Source organism: Burkholderia sp. L-4 (genome assembly GCF_056856535.1).
On sequence record NZ_JBXEOX010000003.1, the window covers coordinates 1 to 19,948 of the forward strand.

General features: G+C 65.3%; 18 protein-coding genes. 6 read left to right on the forward strand and 12 right to left on the reverse strand.

The window, feature by feature from the left end; genetic code table 11:
* Nucleotides 1–1,317, forward strand: a complete 1,317-nt coding sequence (locus AC1VVG_RS30525) for a replication initiation protein (protein WP_034191720.1) — start codon at nucleotides 1–3, stop codon at nucleotides 1,315–1,317.
* Between the two features lie 100 nt (nucleotides 1,318–1,417).
* Here the strand turns inward: AC1VVG_RS30525 and AC1VVG_RS30530 are convergent, their stop codons facing one another.
* The 4 genes from AC1VVG_RS30530 to AC1VVG_RS30545 form a co-directional block, all read right to left on the reverse strand.
* Complete coding sequence (locus AC1VVG_RS30530) at nucleotides 1,418–2,449, reverse strand: ParB/RepB/Spo0J family partition protein (RefSeq protein WP_034191721.1); 1,032 nt, start codon at nucleotides 2,447–2,449, stop codon at nucleotides 1,418–1,420.
* Nucleotides 2,442–3,137, reverse strand: a complete 696-nt coding sequence (locus tag AC1VVG_RS30535; protein WP_031398033.1) for a ParA family protein — start codon at nucleotides 3,135–3,137, stop codon at nucleotides 2,442–2,444. Before AC1VVG_RS30535 ends, AC1VVG_RS30530 begins: the two co-directional genes overlap by 8 nt.
* A gap of 1,821 nt (nucleotides 3,138–4,958) precedes the next feature.
* Nucleotides 4,959–5,975, reverse strand: a complete 1,017-nt coding sequence (locus AC1VVG_RS30540) for an AraC family transcriptional regulator (protein ID WP_034191740.1) — start codon at nucleotides 5,973–5,975, stop codon at nucleotides 4,959–4,961.
* Between the two features lie 124 nt (nucleotides 5,976–6,099).
* Nucleotides 6,100–7,224, reverse strand: coding sequence for an MBL fold metallo-hydrolase (locus AC1VVG_RS30545; protein ID WP_059561920.1), 1,125 nt, complete (start codon nucleotides 7,222–7,224; stop codon nucleotides 6,100–6,102).
* 83 nt (nucleotides 7,225–7,307) lie between these two features.
* Here AC1VVG_RS30545 and AC1VVG_RS30550 point away from each other — a divergent pair, with 83 nt between their 5' ends.
* Nucleotides 7,308–7,958: a TetR/AcrR family transcriptional regulator gene (locus tag AC1VVG_RS30550; RefSeq protein WP_482837274.1), complete on the forward strand. Its 651-nt coding sequence runs from the start codon at nucleotides 7,308–7,310 to the stop codon at nucleotides 7,956–7,958.
* A gap of 67 nt (nucleotides 7,959–8,025) precedes the next feature.
* Nucleotides 8,026–8,517, forward strand: coding sequence for a flavodoxin family protein (locus AC1VVG_RS30555; RefSeq protein ID WP_034191725.1), 492 nt, complete (start codon nucleotides 8,026–8,028; stop codon nucleotides 8,515–8,517).
* Nucleotides 8,518–8,585: 68 nt separating this feature from the next.
* Here AC1VVG_RS30555 and AC1VVG_RS30560 read toward each other — a convergent pair whose 3' ends face one another.
* Nucleotides 8,586–9,170 carry a DUF2889 domain-containing protein gene (locus AC1VVG_RS30560; protein WP_482837276.1) on the reverse strand — a complete coding sequence of 195 codons (585 nt, stop codon included), beginning with the start codon at nucleotides 9,168–9,170 and terminating at the stop codon, nucleotides 8,586–8,588.
* A 624-nt stretch (nucleotides 9,171–9,794) separates the two neighbouring features.
* Between AC1VVG_RS30560 and AC1VVG_RS30565 the strand changes: the two genes are divergently transcribed.
* Both AC1VVG_RS30565 and AC1VVG_RS30570 read left to right on the forward strand, forming a co-directional pair.
* Nucleotides 9,795–10,475, forward strand: coding sequence for a ProQ/FinO family protein (locus tag AC1VVG_RS30565; RefSeq protein WP_226229351.1), 681 nt, complete (start codon nucleotides 9,795–9,797; stop codon nucleotides 10,473–10,475).
* A 459-nt stretch (nucleotides 10,476–10,934) separates the two neighbouring features.
* Nucleotides 10,935–11,996 carry a DMT family transporter gene (locus AC1VVG_RS30570; protein WP_034191728.1) on the forward strand — a complete coding sequence of 354 codons (1,062 nt, stop codon included), beginning with the start codon at nucleotides 10,935–10,937 and terminating at the stop codon, nucleotides 11,994–11,996.
* A 115-nt stretch (nucleotides 11,997–12,111) separates the two neighbouring features.
* Here the strand turns inward: AC1VVG_RS30570 and AC1VVG_RS30575 are convergent, their stop codons facing one another.
* The 7 genes from AC1VVG_RS30575 to AC1VVG_RS30605 form a co-directional block, all read right to left on the reverse strand.
* Nucleotides 12,112–12,696: a nitrogen fixation protein NifQ gene (locus AC1VVG_RS30575; protein WP_482837278.1), complete on the reverse strand. Its 585-nt coding sequence runs from the start codon at nucleotides 12,694–12,696 to the stop codon at nucleotides 12,112–12,114.
* A 75-nt stretch (nucleotides 12,697–12,771) separates the two neighbouring features.
* Entirely contained in the window at nucleotides 12,772–13,197 is a 426-nt protein-coding gene (locus tag AC1VVG_RS30580; RefSeq protein ID WP_049033629.1) for a TOBE domain-containing protein, read from the reverse strand.
* 180 nt (nucleotides 13,198–13,377) lie between these two features.
* Nucleotides 13,378–14,886, reverse strand: a complete 1,509-nt coding sequence (locus AC1VVG_RS30585; protein ID WP_482837280.1) for an efflux transporter outer membrane subunit — start codon at nucleotides 14,884–14,886, stop codon at nucleotides 13,378–13,380.
* On the reverse strand, nucleotides 14,883–15,857 hold the full coding sequence (locus AC1VVG_RS30590) for an efflux RND transporter periplasmic adaptor subunit (protein ID WP_482837282.1): 975 nt from the start codon (nucleotides 15,855–15,857) through the stop codon (nucleotides 14,883–14,885). Before AC1VVG_RS30590 ends, AC1VVG_RS30585 begins: the two co-directional genes overlap by 4 nt.
* Nucleotide 15,858: 1 nt before the next feature.
* A complete protein-coding gene (locus tag AC1VVG_RS30595) occupies nucleotides 15,859–16,071 on the reverse strand; it encodes a DUF1656 domain-containing protein (RefSeq protein ID WP_034191733.1) in 213 nt (70 codons plus the stop codon).
* A gap of 34 nt (nucleotides 16,072–16,105) precedes the next feature.
* Nucleotides 16,106–18,223 (reverse strand): FUSC family protein, encoded by a 2,118-nt coding sequence (locus tag AC1VVG_RS30600; RefSeq protein ID WP_482837284.1) that lies wholly within the window; start codon nucleotides 18,221–18,223, stop codon nucleotides 16,106–16,108.
* A complete protein-coding gene (locus tag AC1VVG_RS30605) occupies nucleotides 18,220–18,699 on the reverse strand; it encodes a MarR family winged helix-turn-helix transcriptional regulator (protein ID WP_482837286.1) in 480 nt (159 codons plus the stop codon). Before AC1VVG_RS30605 ends, AC1VVG_RS30600 begins: the two co-directional genes overlap by 4 nt.
* Before the next feature lie 336 nt (nucleotides 18,700–19,035).
* On the opposite strand from AC1VVG_RS30605, the gene AC1VVG_RS30610 reads away from it, so the two are divergent.
* Entirely contained in the window at nucleotides 19,036–19,896 is an 861-nt protein-coding gene (locus AC1VVG_RS30610; RefSeq protein WP_482837288.1) for an HTD2 family dehydratase, read from the forward strand.
* The last annotated feature ends 52 nt before the right edge of the window (nucleotides 19,897–19,948 follow it).

Here is a 19,948-nt window from a genome sequence, read left to right on the forward strand (position 1 = left end):
ATGCCGCGCAAGCCCGCAAGCAAAGGCTCAGACAAACAGGTTTCACTGTTTCAGACACCCGAGCCTCCCGACTTGCTGCGCAAGGCGGTCCAGGCGATCCATATCGCGCCCAAGTCCGGAAAGATCGGGCTGCAGCAGCGCAAGATGTTCAGCTCGCTGATCAAGAACGCACTTCGGCAGGAGGCGTTCGAGCCTGGCCGGACCAGCTTCTCGATCTCGATCGCGTCGCTTTCGCACGAGAGCGGGCTGAACAGCAACAACACGAAGTACGTGAAGGACACGGTCAACTCGCTGATCAGTACCGTCGTCAACTGGGACTACCTGGCCGCGGACCGTTCGACGGTCTGGAAAGCGTCGGGCCTGCTCGCCGGCGCGGAGCTCGAGCAATCGGTGCTGAAGTACAGTTTCTCGGACCAGATTCGCAGCGAACTGCTGAACCCCGAAATCTACGCGCTGATCGATATGCGGATCGCTCGCGAATTCCGGCGGTCGCACTCGCTCGCCCTGTGGGAAAACACGGTGCGCTACGAAGGGATCGGCATCACCGCAAAGATCCCGCTGCCGAAATTCCGTGACCTCATTCTCGGCCAGGACAAGGCGTCGCAGTCGTACAAGGAATACAAGCTGTTCAAGAGCAAGGTCCTGGTGCCGTGCATTCAGGAGGTGAACGAAGTATCGGATCACACGCTCGAGCTGATCGAACACAAGTCCGGCCGCAGCGTGGAAGCCGTGCAGTTCAAGGTGACGCGCAAGCAGAGCGCCGATACGGTGGAAGACGGCGACGTCAAGAACGAAGCGCTGGTCGAGGAAGTCGCCAAGTTCGGCATTCCGCGTTCGGAAGCGCGCCGGCTGATCACGCAATACGGCGTGCAGCGCATCAAGGCGGCGATCGCCTATACGCTCAATCGGACAACGAAGAAGAATGCGGCGCCGGTCGACAACGTGGCCGCGTATTTCCGCAAGGCGCTGACGCACGGCTATACGCTGGCTGACGGGCAGGGAACCGAGGCGGTCGCACCGGCGAAGGAATCCGCGCAGAGCAAGCAGGAGCAGATTCGCGACAAGTATCTGGCGGCGAAGGTCGAGGAAGCCGGCGCGTATTTCCGCGAACTGGAGATCGATGACCAGACCAAGCTGCTCGAACGCTACAACGAGACGGTAGTGGGCTCGAAGGACCTGACGCTGTCGCCGAAGAAGAAGGCGAGCAAGCTCGCGCAGACCAGCTTCTTCCGATGGCTGGCACTGGATACCTGGGGCGAACCGACCTCGGACGACCTGCTGGAATTCCTGCTCAAAAGCAGTCTCGCAGGCAACTGATCCAGGCCTCGCAGCCGAGCTGCATCGCGCGCCGGACTTTGCGGTCGTCCGGCTTCGCGGTGCAACGCGGATGCGAGGCCTTCTGCTTTGGGCGCGTTAGTTACTTTTGCGCGGCCGTCGCCAGCTCGGCGACGTAAGCATCGATGACGATCTTGAGCTGGTCGGCAAGCGCCTCCTGATGGGACGCGTCGACGCCCTTGAGCTGCAGATCGAGACGGCCATCCGGGTAGGTCTTCAACTGGCCGATCGCGCGCGATTCGAGCGCGAAGTCGTGACGGACGCTGTAGCGCGTGCGGCCCGTTTTCTTGTTGCCGTCGCTCTGCGCACGCAGGAAATTCTCGAGATCGCGGACCGATTTTTTCCGGTCGATCACGGCCGTCAGCAGCCGGTCGGCCGTCGGTTCGCCCAGGCGTTCGAAAATCAGCTTCAGAAAGTACGCCGCCTGCAGGCCGACCACGTCGTTCGCGCCGGCCATCCGCTCCAGCAGGGTGTTGGGCAGTGCGTTGAGCGACAGCGTCTTGCTGATCGATGCCTTGTCCTTGCCGATCTTTTCCGCCAGCGTGTTCTGGTCGGAAAAGACCTTTTCGTCGAGGAGGCGCTTCCACGCAACCGCGTCGTCGAAGATCGTCTGGCGTTCGTGGTCGTGGTTCGCGCGATACGCGATCGTATAGAGCTGCTCGGGCGTGTGGTCCGTGCGGAACGTGGCGTTGATGGTCTCGTCGCCGTTGATGCTCGTCGCCCGCAGCCGGCGTTGCCCGTCGATCACGACGAGCTTGCCGGGAAACTCGGGAAGCCGCGTGACCTTGATCGGCTCGATCTGCCCTTCCCGTTTCAACGTCAGCGCGAGTTCGTGCAGGCTCGACTCCGAGTAGAACACGCGCGGGTTGAACGGATTCGGGATGCAGTCCTTGACCAGCACCTTCTGAGGTGCGCCAAGATCCGGCGTCCCGGCGGGCGTGACTGCGGGGGGCGTGCCAGCAGGCGTCGCCTCGGCGGCAACATTTGCAACGGCCGCGGGTTCGGGCAGCCGCGTTTCGAGGGCCGCATTTTCCTGCGCGAGTCCGCGCAACAGGCCGGCAGCGAGGTGCAGGTTGCCGGTGGGTTTCTTGTCTTTCGAAGTGTCCTTAGCCATGGGCGGCTCCGGTAGCGCGCGTCGACGCGATGTATTGGGCCATTTCCGTGACCAGCTTTTCGATTTCCGCGCGGGCCTCTTTCAGGCCCTTCAGGTATCGATTGTGGTGGTGGATCGTGGTGCCGAGCGCGAATGTCTGACGATAGACCTCGCGTTGCGCGATCTGGCTGTCGAGCAGATGCTCCCCTATTTCTTCAGCCCTTAGAATTTTTAAAATTTCTTCACGCATTTTAGTTTTTCCATTGACGCTATTCAGCATTAATGCGGAAGAAAGATTAGGGTTTCGAACGGCGCGCATCGATTCGATCATACGGATCATCGCGACGGTGCTGTACAGGTCGGCCGGCGACGGCGACAGCGGCACCAGGCAAAAGTCGGCGACTTCAAGGACGGATGCGATGCGCGGATCTTCGAGGTTGCCGGGACAGTCGACGACGATCACGTCGAAGTTCGCGTCCTGCTTCTTGATCTCGCCACCAATGCCGCGGCCGGCGGGCGCCAGCGAAAGGACCGTCATCGGCAGGGTGTTCTCGCCACTCGTGACCCAGCGGACAGATGTGCCTTGAGGGTCGGCATCGATCAACGCGACTTTGTTGCCGCCGGCCTCGAACGCGGCCGCGATGTTGACGGAGATGGTTGTCTTCCCAGTCCCACCTTTTTGATTACTGACGGCGATCTTGAAAGCCATTAAATTCCTCCAAGGAGTTTTGCGTAATATATGTAGTTATTGGCAAAATGTCCAGAAAAGCATTCGATGCAATGCATATCTTGACGGTCTATGTGGTTGTCACGTGACAAGTAGGCCAAATGGTCTATTTGCTATCAACAAAAATGTTCCAGTAAAAATATAACTTTCGATCGCGTCACCGATGCGATCATTAGAGCCAGTAAAAGATTTGCTCGGCTTCATGTCGACGATAAGACGCAGCGTGAAAACCGGCTGCCGCGACAGATCTCCATCTCTCGCTTTACTCGTAGCGATTTCGATTGGTTAGGATCTTGGACATCGAAGAAGCATCCAGTTGTCACGTGACAAGTCGCTGGAAATCGGTCCCGGGCATCGCGGTACATCGCCAGGAGGTTTCTGACCAGGCCCTGGTGTCGACCCTCGACTATTCCATTTCTGTATCCGATATTCGGCTCTTGACCTTGCTCGACTATCTGATGAGGCGAGTTGTCACGTGACAAACGAGTTGTTGAGATGCGCCTGGAGTGCCTTCGCGGCATCTTCCTGGAGCAGTGAAGCGAACAGCATCGAGATACTTAGGCGTTGTCTATCACGGCGGATTTTCACAGGCGGTGGTTAACCGCTCGATGTGGCTCGCTGCACGGTACGCTGGTGAGTTGTCACGTGACAACCAAAACTCCTGACGTGGCCTCTTGATGGATTGATCGAGAGAAGCCGCTCAGGTATCACCGTGAGCAAGCGCCTGAGGATGGCGAGTTATGGAGAGCGGCTTATCGCTCTGAACGAACCGCTGCTGACTCCCTGCTCAAGCGCGCACTTGCCCTTGCATGAGTCCTTGGGACTGCCTGGAATAATGGATCCGTTGCAGGTGTATCGAATGTCAGTGATGTGTCCCCATTTATTTGGGGACTCTCCGTGGTTTCATTTCGTCCGCCAGTCGGCAGGGGAGGGGTGTGGTCTCGTCGAACGCCGATGTTGCCATCGATGCATCCCGGCGCGCATCTGCGACCGCGACACCGAGAAACCGGCTGAATAGGTGAGAATTCACGCGCCAAACGGCGCGTGACAACGCAGGCGGATCGTGTCGTGAAACATTTTCGAGAAATGGGGTATTCTTGGAAATCCTTGTCTGGCAATGGCTTGCGCCACATTCTTCATGTTGTTTCACGCAAAATGAGCGAAATGGCTCGTGGAAATGGGGGCGTATGGCGTTTCCGTCTGCCGTTGCCATCGATACGCAGATGATCGACACAACATGTATCTTTTGATACGTAATTTGTGGTTAATGAAATGCTTTTGAGTGACCCAGGCCTGCGGGCGGCGGATTCGTTGCTAGTCGTGGTCAGCTTGAGATCATGTCGACACTCTGGCCCGACGCGCAGTGCTGATATTCAACGCGAGTTGTCACGTGACAACGCGTCATGTCAGTCGCACGATTTGGTGATGCGTGGCGCCTCGAGAGAAGTCGATAGATGGGCATATGCGCCCAAGGACCAGAATGCTGAAACAGGCACCGCGGTTGTTGGGAGGGGAAGCCCAGATACCTTCAGGAAGGGGTGAGTGACCGCGAGTCCGCCACGGGTCCGGCTATGGGTGCAGGATGCGCGCTCCCGCGAGCGCGATCGTTGTCACGCGCAAGACAGCCAGGGGAGTTGCGCGGACAGATGTTGAGCAATTTGATCCTGAGTGGGCACGACGCGCGCATTCTGTCGCGCTCCCCCGATTCAACCGGCTCAATCAAATACGGGTGAAGCCGATACTGGTGTTCTGCGGATTCGGCCAAAACGGAGCACCCGCCTCTCTCCCCATCATTGCCCGCGATCAATAACTTGCTGCGATCGACAGAACGACATCCATCCCGCCGCGCAGGTTATCGATATCTCGCCGTGGTGAATTGCCGAACAACCGGCTGTATTCCCGATTGAACTGGGTCGGGCTCGCATACCCGACCCTGAACGATGCCGATGCAGCGTCGAGACGCTCGGACAGCATCAGCCGACGTGCCTCGTTGAGCCGAATCCATTTCTGGTACTGCAGCGGACTCATGCCCGTGAGCTGGCGGAAGTGGTGATGGAACGTCGAACTGCTCATCTGGACTTGCGCTGCGAGATCGTCGACTCGCAGCGACTCGTCATAGTGGGCACGCAACCACCGGATCGCACGTGACACGCGGTTGCCCTGGCTGCCGGCAGACGCGATCTGACGCAGACGAACGCCCTGGTCGCTCGTCAGCAGGCGATAGTAGATTTCCCGCTCGACATACGGGGCGAGAACGGGAATGGCGTTCGGGTCGTCCAGTAACGCCAGCAAACGGTTCAGTGCATCGTACAGCGATTCGGTCATGTCGCCGACGACGAGGCCGCGGCCCACGGGGGCTTCGTCGCGATCTGGTGCGACCTGCATCATCAATTCCGTCAGGACACGGAAATCGAGCTTGAGACCGATTCCGAGAAACGGCTTCTCGTGGCTGGCCTCGATGACCTGGGTCGAACCAGGCAAATCGAGCGACGTGATCAGAAAGCGGTTGGCGTCGTAGATGTAGGCGTCGCCGCTCTGAATGACCCGCTTCGTGCCCTGAACGACAAGACCGAAGCTCGGCTCGACCATGCAGTCCATCGGCTGAGTCGGCGCTTCCCGGCGGTGGAAGCTCAGGTTCGGAATGGGCGTGGTGACGTGGTCGGCGCCTTCGGTCCACTTCGCGACACGTGCCGCGAGCGTTTGCCGCAGAGCGCACATGGGGCTGCGGCCGGCTGGTCGTTGATCTGCACCGTCGAATGCAGCGACGGCGACGTCGTCGTCTCGTTGGCCGGGGGTATATTGGACGGGTGCCGGATGCATGACTTCTCTATTCAGGTAATCGGGGGCGGGCAGGCCGCCGATATGCAGATGCTCCGGCAACGCATGCGCCATCGGAATCGCGGCATGGCCGCATTGCCGGAAAGCGCAACGATCGGTGGAGCGGCTACTTCGTCGCCTGCGACGCGCAAAGTTGCCAGCGGCGTGATTTCGTTGCCGGCGCCGTCGCATGCTCGTCGACCGTGCGCCACCACCGCTCGCCGCGATGCGGTGCGTCGAGATCGAGGCGCTCACCGATCCTGGGCGTCGACAACTCGATGCCACGCACGAGCGCCAGCGCCGTGACCCGCTCGAACGGTTCCTGCCAGCGATGCATTGCAAGATCGAACGTGCCGTTATGGATCGGGACCAGCCAGCGTCCGCGCAAATCGATATGCGCCTGCACGGTTTCTTCCGGCTGCATGTGCACGTACGGCCATTGCGCATCATAGGCGCCTGTTTCGATCAGCGTCACGTCGAACGGTCCGAGGCGCTCGCCGATCGTCCGGAACCCGTCGAAGTAACCGGTGTCGCCGCTGAAGAACATGCGCAGGTCGTCGTCGACGATGACCCACGACGCCCACAGCGTGCTGTTGCCGTCGAACAGGCTGCGCCCGGAAAAGTGCTGCGCGGGTGTCGCCGTCAACGTCAGGCCGGCCACGTCGACACTCTGCCACCAGTCGAGCTGACGAACTTTCCTTGCGTCGATGCCCCATTCGATCAGGCGGTCGCCGACGCCCAGCGTGGTCACGAACACATCGGTGGTTGCGGCAAGCGCCAGCACCGTATCGCGGTCGAGGTGATCGTAGTGATCATGCGAGAGGATCACACCGCGCAGCGGCGGGAGATCGTCAAGCGCGATCGGCGGGGCATGAAAGCGCTTGGGGCCGATGCGTCGGAACGGCGACGCACGCTCGGCGAATACGGGATCGGTCAGCCAGAATTCGCCGCGCAGCTTGAGCAGCAGCGTCGAATGGCCGAGCCGGTACAGGCTGCGATCGGGGGCGGCATCGAGCGTCGCGCGAGTCAGCGTATCGACGGGCACGGGGCCGGTGGGTACGGTGTTGCGCGGCTTGTTGACCAGCATGTTCCACGCGATCCCGAGTGTCTTGCTGAATCCTTCGACAGGACGCGGCGCGACATTGGTGAAACGCTCGCCGTTGTGCTGCGGCGACCCGCCGGACAGCGCGCGGCCGCGCCGGGCGGCGGCGAAACCCAGAATACGGTGAATCAGAACGAGAGGCGATGCCATGTCGGGGCGTCCGGAGAATAAAGTACACTAAACAGTGTAGTTTATTTTTTGGATAAGTAAACTGCCCGGTGTAAAATTTTCGTATGGAAACCAGCACTCCCCCCTTGCGCCTGACCGATCGAAAGCGCGCGGCCATCGTCGATGCGGCGATCGAGGAATTTCTCGCGGCAGGCTACGACGCGACCAGCATGGATCGTATCGCTGCGCGGGCGGACGTCTCGAAGCGCACGGTCTACAACCACTTCCCGGGCAAGGAAACGCTGTTCGCGGCGATCCTGCACAAGCTGTGGGAAGCGACGCAGACCGGCGGCTCGCCGACCTATCGCGCCGACGTGCCGCTGCGCGAGCAACTGCTCGCGTTGCTGGACCGCAAGTTGCGCTTGCTGAACGATGAAGCGTTTCTCGCACTCGCGCGCGTGGCGATCGGCGCGGCGATCCATTCGCCGGATCGCGCGCGCGACATGGTCGAGCGTCTCGGCGAGCGCGAGGAAGACGTGACGGTCTGGGTGCGTGCGGCCGCGGCGGCCGGCCGCCTGTCGGTCACCGATCCGGTGTTCGCCGCGCACCAGTTGCATGGCGTCGTGAAGGCATTTGCGTTCTGGCCGCAGATCACGATGGGTCAGCCGCCGCTCACGGCGCAGGAGCAACGGAAAGTCGCGGAGTCCGCGGCCGACATGTTTCTCGCGTACTACACGCGGCCGGATGACGGCGATGTGCGCGCCACACCGGACTGACCGTGCGTCGGGATGCCCTGCGCACAGCGAAGCCGGCGCACCTGAAGCCGAACGCGAGCAACTACCCATGAAGACGCTGTTGATCGTCTATCACACGATGACCGGGGGCACGCAACAGATGGCCGAAGCGGCTGCCGGCGCGGCGCGCGAGCAACCCGGCATCGACGTCAGGCTGCAGCGCGCGGATGCGACGAGCGCGGATGACGTGCTGGCCGCCGACGCATACCTGTTCGCGACGCCGGAGAATCTCGCGGCGATGTCCGGGCTGATGAAGGACTTCTTCGACCGCTGCTACTACGCGGCGCTCGATCGCGTGAACGGCCGTCCGTATGCGGCAATGATCTGCGCGGGAAGCGACGGACAGAACGCGTTGCGCCAGATCGACCGGATCGCGACCGGATGGCGGCTGAAGAACGTGGCGCCCGGGCTGATCGTCTGTACCCACGCGCAGACAACGGAGCGCATCCTCGCGGCGAAGACGATCGACGGCGACGATCTCGCACGCTGCGCGGAACTGGGTGCGGGTCTTGCCGCGGGACTCGCACTGGGCGTCTTTTGACGGCGTTGTGGTTGTGGCGATTTGCGGCGCGGGTCGTGCGGACGCACAACCGGTCGAATACCGAAACCCTAGCCGTCTTTTGCCGTTGACGAAGGCCGATGGTATTCGGGCCAAAGACGTTTCACGAGATCGCGCGAGGCGCTGTACGCGTGGCAGCTGTCGATCTTGAGCGGCTTTCCTTCGCTGTCGCGGTAGTCCAGCGACGAGCGCCGCATGCCGACCATCGTCTGATAGGCGGTGGTGGCGATCGGGCCGAGCAATTCCTTCAAGTGCGTGCACGTGTCGCAGGACGGCAGGCGCTTGCGAACCTCGCTGTTCCAGCCGGCGCCGATGCTCAGGCCGACGAGCGCCTGCAGCGAGTCGCCGCCGCCCGGACACTGCGCATAGGGATGCGCGCGAATGAACGTGGATACCGCGCGAACGACCATGTCGGCGTCGAAGACGAGCGTCACGCCGAGGTCGTGGATCGGCGACAGCGCCGCGACCGTTCGCGTACCGCCCGGTGGCGTGAAATCGCTGGTCTTGCGGTCCGCGAGGCAGGCCGTCACTTCGAACAGGCCGTCGCTGCGCCGATAGCCGCGCATGTCGATGTGCCGATGGTGAATTTCCTCGCGCGTGATGCCGTCGTGCGCGATGTCGTGTCGGGGAACCATGTATCCGCTCCGTTTCGTACAACCGGTTCTTTTCGCAGGCAAAGGAGAACATCGCCGGTTGATCGGGCGTGCAGCGAAACGGACCGAGATGCGCTGCCGACGACGTCAATCCGGCCATACTACGCATTTTCCGGCATCTTCGTACACGACGAGATCGATGCGAACGCAACGAATCGAGGGGGCGTCCGGTGCGGCCGTGGGCTGTCGGACGGCCTGTCGCGTGACGTTGGCAGGACGCGCGTCACGCGGAATGCCGCACGGGAGAGGCGGGCCGCTGCCGAAGCCGGGCCGGGTTTCGGCCCGATTTCCGTGACGTCCCCGAATGGCGTGACATCCGGGAGCGTATCCATATAATGCGCAACATGACCGCGCGGACGCCTTTCCGGCCTCCGGGGGCGGGCAAATGCAGACCGGCGAGTCAACCGGCCACCGCGCGTACCGGTATACTTCCACCCCTGCCTTGTCCGGCATCGTGGCCGGGTGCCTGAAACAGCGTGGCGTGCGCGATGCGGCCCCATAGTGTCCCGCATCGGCGGCAGACGGGCCGCCCGCACGGCGGCGAGCTTTCGAGCCGCGCGGCATGGCCGCACGAACCACACCTTATATTCCTGGTGGATTGAATTTATGGGTTTTGAACAACTTGCCGAATTGCGGGCGCAGCTCGCAGCGAAGGCCAAGCAGGAGCGCAACGCGAAGCGGCCGGCAGCACCGGCGGACACCGGCGCAAAGCCGAAGTCGGGCGACCGGCCGTCTCGCGGTGCCAAACCGGGCGCTGGCGCCAAGGCCGGGGCCGGTGCGAAGACACCGCATCGCGCGAAGCCCGCTTCGGCCAAGCCGTCGGCACCGGTCGATCCGGTCATCGTCGCGATCGGCAAACTGCAGCGGAAGTTTCCGAGCGCGTTCCCGAAGAATCCGGCCCCCAAAGTGCCGCTCAAGGTCGGCATCTGGGACGACCTGGCGCGCGAAGCTCAGGCCGTCGGCCTCACCGAGGCCGAGCTGCGCGAAGCCATGTCGACGTGGTGCCGCGGCAACCGTTATTGGTCGTGCCTCGTCGAAGACGCGGTGCGCGTCGACCTGCAGGGTAACGAAGCAGGGCGCGTCACGCATGACGACGCGGCACGGGCACGCCGGCTGAAGTCGCGCCGTCCCGGCAAGGGCGCCGCGCAAGCGGCCAAGGGCGCACAGCAGCCGCCGAAGGCCGAGCAGCAGGCCGAGGCCGCGACTGCACCGCAGGCGGCGGATGCAGCAGAAGTTCAGACCGACGCTACGCCGCAGGTCGAGCAGCAAGTGGCCGGCAACGAGTAACGCCACCGCCGTCCGCCGCACGGCGCGTACCCGCATGCATGTCGCACGCGGCGCATGACACGACGGACTGACCTGCCTCGACGGAGGCAGGTCAGGACTGCCTCCCCCGGCGCTTGCCGGCCAGCACCTACCTATCCCGCGTCAACCAGGCAATGCAACCGGACGAGGCACGCTCGTCAATCGGGACTGCATGCTTTTCCATTTCCAGGAAAACGATTTGCATACCTTAATTTATCGGCGTCGTCGCTTGATAATTCGGTTTCCTGAAATAGTAATATCGGAATCGCCGGCCGGGACGTGAGCGATCTGGTCGGGCGCATCGCGACAGGGCGACGCACGATAATCCCGACAGGCTCCTGATTGCACGACGCAGCTTGCATTTCGAAAGGTGCGGGAAACCCGCGCCCAAGCGATCCGGAGTCGCGTCCACCGATTTTCAACGTCCATTCAAACCGGATCATGAACCCGAGACATTCCGCGATTCTGGTCGCGCTCACGGCCGCCGCGCTGTTCGGCGCGGCAACACCGCTCGCCAAGGCGCTGATCGGCGCGATGTCGCCGTTCATGGTCGCCGGCCTGTTCTATCTTGGCAGCGGGGTCGGGCTCGGCATCGGGATCCTGCTGCGCAGGCTGCACAACCGCCGCGCACCGGCCGCGGATGCCGCGCCGCTGCAGCGCGCCGACCTGCCGTGGCTGGCCGGTGCGATCGTGGCGGGCGGTGTGGCCGGCCCGGCGTTGCTGATGCTCGGGCTGTCGAGCACGCCGGCGGCGACCAGTGCGCTGCTGCTCAATCTCGAAGGCGTACTGACGGCCGTCATCGCATGGGTCGTGTTTCGCGAGAACGTGGATACGCAGGTGTTTCTCGGCATGGTCGCGATCGTCGCCGGCGGCACGCTGCTGTCGTGGGTGCCGGGTCGGGCCGGCGTGCCGGTCGGTGCGTTGCTGATCGTCGGCGCCTGCCTGTGCTGGGCGATCGACAACAACCTGACCCGCAAGGTCGCCGCGAACGACGCGATGGTCATCGCGTGCGTCAAGGGGCTGATCGCGGGGCCCGTGAACATCGGCATTGCGCTGGCGACCGGCGCGCCGCTGCCTGCCGTACCGGTCACGGCTGCTGCGATGCTGACGGGGCTCGGCGGCTACGGGATCAGCCTGGTGTTGTTCGTCGTCGCGCTGCGCCATCTCGGCAGCGCGCGGACCGGTGCGTATTTCTCGATCGCGCCGCTGTTCGGCGTCGTGCTGTCGCTGCTGATCTGGCCTGCGCTGCCGCCGGCAACGTTCTGGGTCGCCGCCGCATTGATGGCATTCGGTATCTGGCTGCACGTGCGCGAGCGGCATGAGCACATGCACGAGCACGAGCGGCTCGAGCATGCGCACCGGCACCGGCACGACGAACATCACCAGCACACGCACGATTTTGCGTACGACGGCAACGAGCCGCACTCGCATTCGCACGTGCATTTGCCGATCACGCACAGTCACGCGCACTTTCCGGACATTCATCACCGGCATCGACATTGACCGCGGTCATGGACGGCGGACAACATGCGCCGCCAGGTGACCGTTTATGGGATGCGTGTCGCGCACTGGTCCATGACGTCGATGACGCAAGTGGACAGGCTGGTCGACGCGATGGCTATCGCGCGTGAGGAAAGCAGAAACCGAAATCTTCGCAGCCCGGGCACCCCGGTGCGGGGCCCGGCGGCGCGCCGAGTGAGGCCGCCACTTCCAGTGCGAGGAATTTCTTCCAGCGCAGGTGGGTGACGTTGCGCGCGGCCAGCGCGGGGAAATAACGATCGAGCATCGCGGATACCGCATCGCGCCCGTCGAGCCCGAGATCGCGCCAGAGATGGTCGGGGCGCAGGCACGCATGCGCGATGATCGACGCGAGGCAGTCGGCATCGTCGCGGGCGACGTCGGGATTCGCGTCGTCCATCAGCCGCGAGCGCAGCGTCGCGACGAACGCAGAATGGTTGGCTGGTAACACTGCCAACGTGACCATTGGCATCAGTGCAGCGACGGGCGCCAGATGCGGAAACTGCCGGGCGAGCAAGCCGGCGAACTGGTCGGGGGACAGCCCCAGCAGCGAGAGTTCGTTGCGGCACGCGCGAGCCGCGATGAGCGCGCCGAACAGCCGTGCGTCGGGCGTGTCGGCATGCGCGGCCGCCGATCGGAGCGCGTGCAGCGCGCTTTCCCGCGCGGGATCGAGCGCGGCTGTCATCGCGTGCCGCCGGATGGCAGCCGGGCCGCGCGAACGCGCGGCACTGGGCGGTGCTCCGTCGCGACCGTCACGCGCTCACTCGACGCCGACGATCACGCTCGATGCCTTGAAGATCGCGGATGCGGCCGAGCCGCTCGCGAGGCCGAGGCGATCGACGCTGTCATTGGTGACGATCGCGACGATCTCGGCGCCGCCCGCGGTCTTGATCACGACTTCCGAATTGACCGCGCCCTTCGTGACCGTCGCGACGGTGCCCGCGACGCAGTTGCGCGCCGATACCTTGCTGCTGTCGACGTCGACCATCACGATGACCGACGATGCCTTGACGAGCGCGAACGCCTTCGTGCCCGCCGCGAGGCCCAGCGAAGCCGCGCTGCCGTGGGTGATCACGGCGACGATGTCGAGGCCGTCCTGCGTGTGCAGCGTGATTTCGTCGTTGACGGCACCGGGCTTGACGGCGCCGACCTGGCCAGCGAAATGGTTGCGGGCACTGGTTCGCATGATGACGCTCCGAATGAAGGCGGCTGCCGGATCGGCAGCCGCGGATGAATGGAAATGCATCGCCCAGTCTACCGTCAACGCAGGGACGCGTCGCCATCCGGATGCTATGGCGCGAATCAGTAAAACCCGCCACCGCGGTGCGTTTTGCCGCACCGGGGTGATGTATTGAAGGCGATGACGCTACCGTGGCGACTCGCCGTCCTTGATCGTTGCGGCGGCACGCGCGGCGGCGGGGGCGCTGCCGCGCGCGGCCGCCGTACCGTCGCCGTCCCACCCGCCGCCCAGCGCGAGGAAGAGCCGCACCTGATCGGCCGCGACCTGGCCTTCGGCCGCCGCAACCTGCGCCTTCACGCTCGTCAGCGTGCGCGTCGCGTCGAGATCGGAGAGGAACGACTCGCGGCCGGCCGCATAGAGACGATGGGTTTCGTCGGCGGAATTGCGGGCCGATTCGTACGCGGTGCGCAAGGCGTCCGTACGTTGCACGTCGGCCGCATAGGTCGCGAGGCTCGACTGTGTTTCGCGCAGCGCGTTCAGCACGACGCCGTCGAAATGCGCGAGCGCGCCGCCCGTCGACGCCTCGGCTTCGCGCACGCGGGCGCGCTGGCCGTTGACGGGGAACGACCAGCTGATCAGCGGGCCGAACGACCAGCGATTCGTGGTGGACGAGAACAGGTCGGCGGCGACGCCGACCGAGCCGGCCGACGCACCGATGCTGATCGACGGATACAGCGCCGCGGTCGCGACGCCGATCCGCGCGGTCGCGGCGGCGAGCTGCCGCTCGGCTTCGCGTACGTCGGGGCGGCGGCGCAGCAGCGCGGCACCGTCGCCGATCGGAATCGGCTGACGCAGCTTCGGCAGCCGTTCGCATTCGACGACGGCCTTCGGCAGGTCGGCCGGCGCGCGCGCGAGCAGTGCGGCGAGCTGGTATTGCGCGACCTTGCGGCGCCCTTCGAAGCGCGGGATGTCGGCCGCGAGCGTGCGCACCTGCGTCACGCCGCGCGTCACGTCGGTCTGGTTGCCGCGCCCGGCATCGCGCAGCCGCTGCGACAGCGCGACGCGCTGCTTCTGCAGCGCGAGCGACTGCCTCGCGATCGCCAGCTCGTCGCCGGCCGAGCACGATTCGACGTACGCGCGCACGACGTCGGCGACGACGGTGATGCGCGCCAGGTCGCCGGCCGCCTTGACGGCCTCGCTGTCCGCGCGTGCGGCTTCGACGCCGCGCCGCAGCTTGCCGAACAGGTCGAGCTCGTACGACACGTTGATGCCGACCGCGCCTTCGTTGACGACCGGCAGCTTGTTCTCGAGCAGGTATTGCTCGGCCGATTCCTGCGCGCGCTGCACCGCGGCTTCGGCGCCGCCCGAGAACCCGCCCTGCTGGCTCGCGACTTCCAGCGCCGCGCGCGACCGCGCGAGGTTGGCCGCGGCGACGCGCAGGTCGGTGTTCGACTTCAGCGCATCGCGCACCAGTGCGTCGAGCACGGGGTCGTCGTACAGCTGCCACCAGTTGCCGGGCACCGCGTCGCGCGACACGAGCGTTCCGTTCGTGTCGTCGAGCGCATGGTTCGCGAGCGGCGCATTCACGTACGCCTGCTGCGGCAGCGTGTAATCGGGGCCGACGGATTTGCATGCGCCGAGTGCGAGCGCAAGCGGCGCGAGTGCGGCCGCGACGCGCAGACCGTGCCGGTTCATTGCGATGCTCCCGCCGCGCCGGCGGCGGCCCCGGACGCCGCGGTGACCGGTGCCGTGGCCGAGCCGGCACCGGCAGCCGGTTTTGTGTTGTCGTTTCGGCGCGTATCGGCGTCGCGCATCGACACGGTCGCGGTACGGCCGGCGATCATCCGGAAATCGTCGGGCACTTCGTCGAGTACGACGCGCACCGGCACGCGCTGTGCGAGCCGCACCCAGCTGAACGCCGGGTTCACGTTCGGCAGCAGGTTCGCGCCCTGCGTGCGGTCGCGATCCTCGATCGCGGCGACGATGCTCTGCACGTGGCCGCGCAGCGCATGCGGCTCGCCCATCACGATGATGTCGACCGGCTGGCCGATATGGATGCCGCGCAGCTTGGTTTCCTCGAAGTAGCCGTCGACACGGAACGAATGGCGGTCCACGACCGACAGGACCGCGCGGCCGGCCGGCACGTATTCGCCGACACGCGGCGCGCGGTCGTTCAGGTAGCCGTCCACGGGACTCACGATCGTCGTGCGCTGCAGGTTCAGCTTCGCGGTGTCGAGCGATACCTGTGCGTCGGCGACGCTGGCTTCGCCTTGTTCGACGCGCGTGCGGCTTTCCTCGACCTGCTCGCTCGCGACCAGGTTGCCGAGCTGCAGGTTGCGCGCGTATTCGCGCTTCGCCTGGGCGAGTGTCGCGCGGCGCTGCGCGAGCGTCGCTTCGGCGAGCCGTTCCGCGAGCGTGTAGCGCGCCTGGTCGATCACGAACAGCACCTGGCCGTGCTTGACCTCCTGGTTGTCGGCGACCTGCACCGACGTGATGAGGCCCGCCACGTCCGGCGCGACCTGGATCACGTCGGCGCGCACGTGCCCGTCGCGTGTCCACGGCGAGAACATGTAGTAGTTGATGATCCGCCACAGCACGAGGCCGGCCACGACGACGACGATCAGGGTGAGCAGGATTTGCCCTGCCGAGAGCCAGGTTTTTTTCACGTTAGGAAGCCACGAGATGGTGGGAAGCGATGACGACGGCGGCAAGCACGAACACGTAGATGCCGAGGTCGAAGATCGAACGGTGCCAGACGAGGCGGTAGAAGCCGACGCGCTCGAGCACGGCGCGCACGACGATGTTGATCAGGTAGGCGATCAGCATCAGCACGAGCGGGGCCGGCACGAATACGCCGAAGATGTCGATTTCGCCGATCATGGTCGCGGTCGGAAGGACGGGTTGGAAAGCCGGATCATGCGCGTGCTCCGTCCGAGGCCCGAGGCGCCTGGCCGGCAGCGGCCGGATACAGCGACAGACGCAGCCCGACGAGCGCGTGCAGCGTGTCGCGCAGCCGGCGGTGCGTGGCAGGGGCGGCAGGCGCGGTACCGCCCTCGGCCGGCGCGGCACCCGGCAGGCCGCGGCCGCCCACGCGGTGCAGTGCGTCGTCGATCGTCGCGAGCAGCGCGGGCGGTGCCGGCTGGCGCGCGTTCGCGGCCGCGCAGCGCGCGTAGTGATCGGTGACGCCGGCGAGGACGCGATCGATCGCGTCGGGTACGTCGCCCGACAGGCGACGGCGCGAGCGGCGCAGGTCGAGCGCGTTCAGTGCGATGCGCAGGTCGCGGAAGCTCTCGATCGACGGGTGGCGGTGATCGTCGGATGCGCCCAGGCGCGGCAGCAGCTGCGTGACGCGGTCGAGCATCCGCGATGCGTGGTTGCGCTGGTCGTCGAGCGGCTGCGTCGACGCGGAGCGCGCGACGTCTTCCCAGCCCGAGCGCAACAGGCGCCGCACCGCGAGCTCCGCGCCGAACGGCCGCGTCGCCCGCGTCCACACGTACGCGAACAGCAGCCCGGCGACACCCGCGAGGTTGCTGTTCAGGAACACGAAGAAATCCGCTTCGTACGCGCTCTGGATGCTGATGAAGGTCGCCGTGTTCACGGCGACGAGCATCGTCACCATGTTGAACTGCGGGCGCGGCAGCAGCGTGCCGATCAGGATGAACGGGCCCGCGAACATCAGCACGAGCATCGCGAAATCGTGCACGTGCGGCAGCACGACGAACAGGTACAGGCCCGCGAACACGACGCTCGCGGCGGTCGACAGGAAGAACTTGAACACCAGCGGCGCCGGCTCGTCGAGCGCGGCGAAGAAGCTGCACGACACGGCCACGAGCGTGACGGCCGCCGCACCGTCGTGCCAGCCGGACGAGATCCACAGCCAGCACGCGAACACGATCGCGAACACGACGGTCAGCGTCGAGAACAGCATCATCCCGCGATCGAAGAAGCGTTCGGTGCCGCCGAGCCGCCAGTGCCGGTAGCGCGGCTGCCACACACCCGATTCGTTCGCGATCAGCGCACGCAGCGAACGGCAGTCCTGCCAGATGTCGACGACCTGGCGCAGCCGCCACAGCGCGTTCGACAGCAGTGCGCCCTCCCAGCTCGCCAGGGCGCTGTCGGCGGGCTGCAGCGCGGCGATGCGCTCGCGCAGGTTGTCCGCGACCGCGTCGTGGGCCATGTCGCCGTCGGCCTTCACGGACGGCAGCGGTGCGTCGAACCATTTCGCGGCATCGGCCAGCAGCGCATCGAGAGCGGGCGGGCGCACGTGCAGGTCGCGCATCAGCGCGATCAAGGGATCGGCGAGCGACGACATCAGCGGCAGGAACAACTGCATGCGGCCCGCGAGCGCCTGCGCGCGGGCAAGGATGTGCGGGTGCGCATGGTCGTAACTCAGCTGGCTCAGCAGGAATTCGAGGCCGGTGATCGTCGCGGCGAGCCGTTGGCGGCATGCCGACAACGCCTTGCCGGCAATTTGCCCGGACAGCGTCTCGCGACCGTAGAACGCGGCGTCCTTGAACCACGCGTCGGTGCGTTCGATCAGCGTCGGCGCGAGCCGGTTCGGAAACACGGTGCTGCCGACCACGCTCGCGCAGACGATGCCGAGCACGATTTCCTCGGTTCGCGCGATCGCGACGTCGAACACGGTGGACGGGTCGGTCACGGTCGGCAGCGCGATCAGCGGCATCGTATAGCCGGCAAGCATGAACACGTAGCTGCGCGCGGTGCGGTCGGAGATCGCGAGGTAGAGCAGCGTGCCGCACCAGGTCGCGACGATGATGCTGAACAGGAGCGGCGTCTCGACGAACGGCGGCACGAAGAAGATCGCGGCGGCTGCGCCGAGCGCGGTGCCGAGCGCGCGGTACAGCGCCTTCGAGCGCGTCGCGCCGACGAACGGGTTCGACACGATGTAGACGCTCGCCATCGCCCAGTACGGGCGCGGCAGCTGGAAATACAGGCCGAGGTACAGCGCCAGCATCGACGCGGCGAACGTCTTGCCCGAGAACAGCCAGTCGCGAAGGCTCGGATAGGTCATGACGCGGTGTCGTCGGCGGGGGAGGTGCGCGTGGCGGGCGAGTGCGACTCGGACGCATTGAACGCGTCGAGCACGCGCAGCGTCGTTTCCAGATCGGCGCGCGACACGCCCTTGAGCACCTGGGCGCGCAGCGTGCGCAGGTCTTCTTCCATCCTCGCGGTGACGGCGCGGCCGGCGGCCGTCAGGGAGATCGTTTTCGCGCGACGATCGTGCGGATCCTCGTCGCGGCGCGCAAGGCCGGCCGCGCACAGCTGGTCGAGCAGGCGCACGAGCGACGGCCCTTCGATCCCGACGTGTTCGGCGAGCGTGCCCTGCCGTACACCTTCGCCGAGCCGGCCGGCGATCAGGAGCGGCGTCGCGCAGGCCTCGGACACGTTGTACGCGTTCAGCACGCCGTCACTGGTGCGGCGCCACTTGCGCGCGGACAGCACGAGCAGGCTGCTGACGGCGAGGCGGAGGTCGTGCAGATTGGTCATGGCCGAGATGATAGGGTAAAAACATTCGATAGCAAACTATCGTTTTCTTGTCACCCGGATGACATGTCGCTCGTCGCGCGGCCGGTCCGTCAGAACCAATTTAGGCAGCGTGCCGGCGGTGGTCAAGCTGTAAGGTCCGCGCCAGGAATCGCACGCGGCGCGCGAGGCGGCTATATTGTCGAATGTATCGAATGGTCAGACGAAAATCGTCGCGCAGGACCGACAGGGCCGCAGGGGTCGAGCAAATTCGAAGCCCGGGTTCGGGAATGCCGACTTCGCGAAACGCCGTGCGGCGCGCATATTTGGGCCCTTGCCAACGCACCGGAGACTCCATCAGTGTCGAACTCATCCTCGCAGCCCGCCGCACCCGCGTCACTCGACGCGTGGCTCGGCAAGACCGAAACGCTTGGCGACGACATCACCGCGTTCCCGCTCAACGCGCTGGCCGCCACGCTCGACCGCCCGTCGCCCGGCGACGTCGTCCCGCCGATGTGGCACTGGCTCTATTTCCTGCCCATCGCGCCGCTGGCCGAAGTCGGCCCCGACGGCCACCCGAAGCGCGGCGGCTTCCTGCCGCCCGTGCCGCTGCCGCGCCGCATGTGGGCCGGCGGCCGGCTGACGTTTCACGCGCCGCTGCGCGCGGGGCGGCGCGCGACGCGCGAATCGACGATCGCGAACATCGAGGACAAGACGGGCCGCAGCGGCCGGCTCGTGTTCGTGACGGTGCAGCACCGCATCGAATCCGATGGGGTGCCGTGTATCGAGGAAGAGCACGACATCGTCTATCGAGACGCGCAGCGGCCGGGCGCGCCGGCGCAGAAGCCGGTCGCGGCGCCCACGGGTGAAACGTGGGCGCGCACCGTCACGGCCGACGCCGTGATGCTGTTCCGCTATTCGGCGCTGACCTTCAATGGTCACCGTATCCACTACGACCGCAGCTACGTGACGCAGGAAGAAGGCTATCCGGGGCTCGTCGTGCACGGCCCGCTGATCGCGACGCTGCTCGTCGATCTCGTGCATCGCGAACGGCCGGACGCGGTGCTCGCGAGCTTTGCGTTTCGCGCGGTGCGCCCGACCTTCGACGGGGAGCCGTTCACGCTGTGCGGCAAGCCGTCGGACGACGGCAGTACGATCGAGCTGTGGGCGAAGGATCGCGATGGCTGGCTGACGATGCAGGCGACGGCGACGCTGGCTTGACGCGCCGCGCGAACGGCGCGACCCGATTTCGTTTCCACAGCCCACGACGAAC

Coding starts and splice junctions, on each gene's coding strand:
- AC1VVG_RS30525 (WP_034191720.1), top strand. CDS start 1: ATGCCGCGCAAGCCCGCAAGCAAAGGCTCAGACAAACAGGTTTCACTG.
- AC1VVG_RS30530 (WP_034191721.1), bottom strand. CDS start 2,449: ATGGCTAAGGACACTTCGAAAGACAAGAAACCCACCGGCAACCTGCAC.
- AC1VVG_RS30535 (WP_031398033.1), bottom strand. CDS start 3,137: ATGGCTTTCAAGATCGCCGTCAGTAATCAAAAAGGTGGGACTGGGAAG.
- AC1VVG_RS30540 (WP_034191740.1), bottom strand. CDS start 5,975: ATGCATCCGGCACCCGTCCAATATACCCCCGGCCAACGAGACGACGAC.
- AC1VVG_RS30545 (WP_059561920.1), bottom strand. CDS start 7,224: ATGGCATCGCCTCTCGTTCTGATTCACCGTATTCTGGGTTTCGCCGCC.
- AC1VVG_RS30550 (WP_482837274.1), top strand. CDS start 7,308: ATGGAAACCAGCACTCCCCCCTTGCGCCTGACCGATCGAAAGCGCGCG.
- AC1VVG_RS30555 (WP_034191725.1), top strand. CDS start 8,026: ATGAAGACGCTGTTGATCGTCTATCACACGATGACCGGGGGCACGCAA.
- AC1VVG_RS30560 (WP_482837276.1), bottom strand. CDS start 9,170: ATGGTTCCCCGACACGACATCGCGCACGACGGCATCACGCGCGAGGAA.
- AC1VVG_RS30565 (WP_226229351.1), top strand. CDS start 9,795: ATGGGTTTTGAACAACTTGCCGAATTGCGGGCGCAGCTCGCAGCGAAG.
- AC1VVG_RS30570 (WP_034191728.1), top strand. CDS start 10,935: ATGAACCCGAGACATTCCGCGATTCTGGTCGCGCTCACGGCCGCCGCG.
- AC1VVG_RS30575 (WP_482837278.1), bottom strand. CDS start 12,696: ATGACAGCCGCGCTCGATCCCGCGCGGGAAAGCGCGCTGCACGCGCTC.
- AC1VVG_RS30580 (WP_049033629.1), bottom strand. CDS start 13,197: ATGCGAACCAGTGCCCGCAACCATTTCGCTGGCCAGGTCGGCGCCGTC.
- AC1VVG_RS30585 (WP_482837280.1), bottom strand. CDS start 14,886: ATGAACCGGCACGGTCTGCGCGTCGCGGCCGCACTCGCGCCGCTTGCG.
- AC1VVG_RS30595 (WP_034191733.1), bottom strand. CDS start 16,071: ATGATCGGCGAAATCGACATCTTCGGCGTATTCGTGCCGGCCCCGCTC.
- AC1VVG_RS30600 (WP_482837284.1), bottom strand. CDS start 18,223: ATGACCTATCCGAGCCTTCGCGACTGGCTGTTCTCGGGCAAGACGTTC.
- AC1VVG_RS30605 (WP_482837286.1), bottom strand. CDS start 18,699: ATGACCAATCTGCACGACCTCCGCCTCGCCGTCAGCAGCCTGCTCGTG.